General features: G+C 47.0%; 4 protein-coding genes and 1 pseudogene. All 5 read left to right on the top strand.

What is annotated here, in order from left to right; translation table 11 throughout:
* Positions 1-1,739 (top strand): annotated as a pseudogene (locus ACTHUE_RS10425) (DNA-directed RNA polymerase subunit beta'); the annotation flags it as partial.
* A gap of 329 nt (positions 1,740-2,068) precedes the next feature.
* Positions 2,069-2,440 (top strand): 30S ribosomal protein S12, encoded by a 372-nt coding sequence (gene rpsL / locus ACTHUE_RS10420; protein WP_002218431.1) that lies wholly within the window; start codon positions 2,069-2,071, stop codon positions 2,438-2,440.
* A 117-nt stretch (positions 2,441-2,557) separates the two neighbouring features.
* Complete coding sequence (rpsG, locus tag ACTHUE_RS10415) at positions 2,558-3,028, top strand: 30S ribosomal protein S7 (protein WP_002240962.1); 471 nt, start codon at positions 2,558-2,560, stop codon at positions 3,026-3,028.
* A gap of 18 nt (positions 3,029-3,046) precedes the next feature.
* Complete coding sequence (fusA, locus tag ACTHUE_RS10410; protein WP_003749269.1) at positions 3,047-5,152, top strand: elongation factor G; 2,106 nt, start codon at positions 3,047-3,049, stop codon at positions 5,150-5,152.
* Between the two features lie 88 nt (positions 5,153-5,240).
* Positions 5,241-5,366, top strand: a 126-nt coding sequence (locus tag ACTHUE_RS10405; protein ID WP_002259029.1) for a GTP-binding protein, incomplete at its 3' end; no start/stop codon positions are given.

Here is a 5,366-nt window from a genome sequence, read left to right as displayed (position 1 = left end):
AAGACGATTGCGGTACTTCAGACGGCTTTGTCATGAAAGCAGTAGTACAAGGCGGTGACGTAATTGAAGCGTTGCGCGATCGTATTTTAGGCCGTGTTACAGCATCAGATGTTGTTGATCCTTCAACTGGCGAGACTTTGGTTGAGGCAGGTACACTGCTGACTGAGAAATTAGTTGATATCATTGACCAATCTGGTGTTGACGAGGTTAAAGTCCGTACGCCAATTACTTGTAAAACCCGTCATGGCTTGTGTGCACACTGTTATGGCCGCGACTTGGCGCGCGGTAAACTGGTTAACGCTGGTGAAGCTGTAGGTGTAATTGCTGCACAATCTATTGGTGAGCCAGGTACTCAGCTGACCATGCGTACGTTCCACATCGGTGGTGCGGCATCTCGTGCGGCTGCTGCCAGTCAAGTGGAAGCCAAATCCAATGGTACAGCTCGTTTCAGCAGCCAAATGCGTTACGTTGCCAACAACAAAGGCGAATTGGTTGTCATTGGCCGCTCTTGTGAAGTAGTGATTCACGACGATATCGGTCGCGAACGTGAACGTCACAAAGTACCTTACGGTGCAATCCTGCTGGTACAAGACGGCGAAGCCATTAAAGCCGGTCAAACTTTGGCAACTTGGGATCCGCATACCCGTCCGATGATCACCGAACACGCAGGTATGGTGAAATTCGAAAACGTGGAAGAGGGTGTTACCGTTGCGAAACAAACTGACGATGTAACCGGTTTGTCTACTTTGGTAGTGATTGACGGCAAACGTCGTTCTTCTAGTGCTTCTAAACTGTTGCGTCCGACTGTCAAACTGTTGGATGAAAATGGTCTGGAAATTTGCATTCCTGGTACGACTACCCCAGTTTCTATGGCATTCCCGGTCGGTGCGGTGATTACTATCCGTGAAGGTCAGGAAGTCGGTAAGGGTGATGTGTTGGCGCGTATTCCACAAGCGTCTTCTAAAACCCGCGATATTACCGGTGGTTTGCCGCGCGTTGCTGAGTTGTTTGAAGCACGCGTGCCGAAAGATGCCGGCATGTTGGCTGAAATTACCGGTACCGTTTCCTTCGGTAAAGAAACCAAAGGTAAACAGCGTCTGATTATTACCGATGTAGACGGTGTAGCATACGAAACGCTGATTTCTAAAGAGAAACAGATTTTGGTACACGACGGTCAAGTGGTAAACCGCGGTGAAACCATCGTGGATGGTGCCGTAGATCCGCATGACATTCTGCGTCTGCAAGGTATCGAAGCATTGGCTCGCTACATTGTTCAAGAGGTACAAGAGGTTTACCGCTTGCAAGGTGTGAAGATTTCCGATAAACACATCGAAGTCATCATCCGCCAAATGCTGCGCCGTGTGAACATTGTGGATGCTGGTGATACAGAGTTTATTACCGGCGAACAAGTTGAGCGTAGCGATGTGATGCTTGCCAATGAGAAAGCCATCGCTGAAGGCAAAGAGCCGGCACGTTATGAAAATGTGTTGTTGGGTATTACCAAAGCTTCCTTGTCTACCGACAGCTTCATTTCTGCAGCATCGTTCCAAGAAACAACCCGCGTCTTGACCGAGGCCGCTATCATGGGCAAACAAGACGAGCTGCGCGGTTTAAAAGAGAACGTGATTGTCGGTCGATTGATTCCTGCCGGTACAGGTTTGACCTACCACCGCAGCCGTCATCAACAATGGCAGCAAGCCGATCAAGTAACTTCTGAAACCGAAGCTTTAGACGAATAATCCCGAGGGATTATTGTGAAAATAAAACCGCAAGCCAGTCTTGCGGTTTTATTTTTTAGAGGACTTAAAAGAGGGTAGAGTTTAAGGCCGTCTGAATAAATAAGGAAAGCAATGGAGAAAATAAGTAGAGAACTAAATTGCGGACTTATTTAAAATGACAAAGGCCGTCTGAATATTTCAGACGGCCTTTGTTTCCAAAATTTAGACATAAATTGGAAAACACCAAACTTTATCAGTCATTTGCTTGACTAAACCCTTGCAATAAAAATATAATTCCAATCTTGTCGACATGGTGTCGGCAAGTATTTAACTCAACAGGACGAGAAAATATGCCAACTATTAACCAATTGGTACGCAAAGGCCGTCAAAAGCCTGTGTACGTAAACAAAGTGCCTGCACTGGAAGCTTGCCCGCAAAAACGTGGCGTCTGCACCCGTGTATACACAACTACCCCTAAAAAACCTAACTCTGCATTGCGTAAAGTATGTAAAGTTCGCCTGACCAACGGTTTTGAAGTAATTTCATATATCGGCGGTGAAGGCCACAACCTGCAAGAGCACAGCGTCGTATTGATTCGCGGCGGTCGTGTAAAAGACTTGCCAGGTGTACGTTACCACACTGTACGCGGTTCTTTGGATACTGCAGGTGTTAAAGACCGTAAACAAGCCCGTTCTAAATACGGTGCTAAGCGTCCTAAATAATTATCGGGACTCAAATAGGCACGTCGGCCGCCTAAGCTGAACAACGGCCGAGTAAGTGAATACTCAATTGGGTATTCATGGGAATTGCCCCAACTGAATAGATTAAAGGAAATTAAAATGCCAAGACGTAGAGAAGTCCCTAAGCGCGACGTACTGCCAGATCCTAAATTCGGCAGCGTTGAGCTGACTAAATTCATGAACGTATTGATGATTGACGGTAAAAAATCTGTTGCAGAACGTATCGTTTACGGTGCGTTGGAGCAAATTGAGAAAAAAACCGGCAAAGTAGCAATTGAAGTATTTAACGAAGCCATTGCAAACGCCAAACCTATCGTGGAAGTGAAAAGCCGCCGTGTAGGTGGTGCAAACTACCAAGTTCCTGTTGAAGTTCGTCCTTCACGTCGTCTGGCCTTGGCAATGCGCTGGGTTCGCGATGCGGCCCGTAAACGTGGTGAGAAATCTATGGACCTGCGTTTGGCAGGCGAATTGATTGATGCGGCTGAAGGTCGTGGCGGTGCGTTGAAAAAACGTGAAGAAGTACACCGCATGGCTGAAGCTAACAAAGCATTCTCTCACTTCCGTTTCTAATATCGAAAGGCTAACAAAATGGCTCGTAAGACCCCTATCAGCCTGTATCGCAATATCGGTATTTCTGCCCATATTGACGCGGGTAAAACAACCACAACAGAACGTATTTTGTTCTATACAGGTTTGACTCATAAATTGGGCGAAGTGCATGACGGCGCGGCTACTACCGACTACATGGAACAAGAGCAAGAGCGTGGTATTACCATTACTTCTGCTGCTGTGACTTCTTATTGGTCTGGTATGGCGAAACAGTTCCCTGAGCACCGTTTCAACATCATCGACACTCCGGGACACGTTGACTTTACTGTAGAGGTAGAGCGTTCTATGCGTGTATTGGACGGCGCGGTAATGGTTTACTGTGCAGTAGGCGGTGTTCAACCTCAATCTGAAACCGTATGGCGTCAAGCTAACAAATACCAAGTACCTCGCTTGGCATTTGTAAACAAAATGGACCGTCAAGGTGCCAACTTCTTCCGCGTTGTTGAGCAAATGAAAACCCGTTTGCGCGCAAACCCAGTACCTATCGTGATTCCGGTTGGTGCGGAAGACAGCTTCAGCGGTGTCGTTGACCTGTTGAAAATGAAATCCATTATTTGGAATGAAGCCGATAAAGGTACAACCTTTACCTATGGCGACATTCCTGCTGAATTGGTTGAGACTGCCGAAGAATGGCGTCAAAACATGATTGAAGCTGCAGCAGAAGCCAGCGAAGAATTGATGGACAAATACTTGGGCGGTGATGAGCTGACTGAAGAAGAAATCGTAGGCGCATTGCGTCAACGTACTTTGGCCGGTGAAATTCAACCAATGTTGTGCGGTTCAGCATTTAAAAACAAAGGTGTTCAACGTATGTTGGATGCAGTTGTAGAATTGCTGCCTGCTCCTACCGACATTCCTCCAGTTCAAGGTGTTAACCCTAACACTGAAGAAGCCGACAGCCGTCAAGCCAGCGATGAAGAGAAATTCTCTGCATTGGCGTTCAAAATGTTGAATGATAAATACGTTGGTCAGCTGACTTTCATCCGCGTTTACTCTGGTGTGGTGAAATCCGGTGATACCGTATTGAACTCTGTAAAAGGTACTCGCGAACGTATCGGTCGCTTGGTGCAAATGACTGCTGCAGACCGTACTGAAATTGAAGAAGTACGCGCTGGTGATATTGCAGCTGCGATCGGTCTTAAAGACGTTACTACTGGTGAGACCTTGTGTGCAGAAAGCGCACCTATCATCTTGGAACGCATGGAATTCCCTGAGCCGGTAATCCATATTGCCGTTGAGCCGAAAACCAAAGCCGACCAAGAGAAAATGGGTATCGCCCTGAACCGTCTGGCGAAAGAAGACCCTTCTTTCCGCGTTCGTACAGACGAAGAGTCCGGTCAAACCATTATTTCTGGTATGGGTGAGCTGCACTTGGAAATTATTGTTGACCGTATGAAACGCGAATTCGGCGTGGAAGCAAACATCGGTGCGCCTCAAGTGGCTTACCGTGAAACCATCCGCAAAGAAGTTGAAGCTGAATACAAACATGCCAAACAATCTGGTGGTAAAGGTCAATACGGTCACGTTGTGATCAAAATGGAACCTATGGAACCAGGTGGTGCGGGCTACGAATTTATCGATGAAATTAAAGGTGGTGTGATTCCTCGCGAATTTATTCCGTCTGTCGATAAAGGTATTCGCGATACTTTGCCTAACGGTATCGTTGCCGGTTACCCAGTAGTTGACGTACGTGTGCGTCTGATCTTCGGTTCTTCACACGATGTTGACTCCTCTCAACTGGCCTTCGAATTGGCTGCGTCTCAAGCCTTCAAAGAAGGTATGCGTAAAGCCAATCCAGCTCTGTTGGAACCAATCATGGCAGTTGAGGTGGAAACACCTGAAGAATACATGGGTGACGTAATGGGCGACTTGAACCGTCGTCGTGGTGTTGTATTGGGTATGGATGATGACGGCATCGGCGGTAAAAAAGTCCGTGCCGAAGTGCCTCTGGCAGAAATGTTCGGTTATTCTACCGACCTGCGTTCTGCAACCCAAGGCCGCGCTACTTACTCTATGGAGTTCAAGAAATATTCTGAAGCTCCTGCCCACATAGCTGCTGCTGTAACTGAAGCCCGTAAAGGCTAATCAGGCAAATAGGTCGTCTGAAAGGCTGAAATGATTTTTCAGACGGCCTCTGTTCTTTAATCGATCTTTAATGTAAAGGAATTAGCTCATGGCTAAGGAAAAATTTGAACGTAGCAAACCGCACGTAAACGTTGGCACCATCGGTCACGTTGACCATGGTAAAACCACTCTGACTGCTGCTTTGACTACTATTTTGGCTAAAAAATTTGGTGGT

The sequence above is a fragment of the Neisseria sp. P0021.S005 genome, assembly GCF_051956955.1.
This window is presented reverse-complemented; position numbering and strand designations above follow the sequence as displayed.

Bases quoted from the DNA above. Each gene is read 5' to 3' on its own strand.
- rpsL (WP_002218431.1), top strand. From the start codon at position 2,069: ATGCCAACTATTAACCAATTGGTACGCAAAGGCCGTCAAAAGCCTGTG.
- rpsG (WP_002240962.1), top strand. From the start codon at position 2,558: ATGCCAAGACGTAGAGAAGTCCCTAAGCGCGACGTACTGCCAGATCCT.
- fusA (WP_003749269.1), top strand. From the start codon at position 3,047: ATGGCTCGTAAGACCCCTATCAGCCTGTATCGCAATATCGGTATTTCT.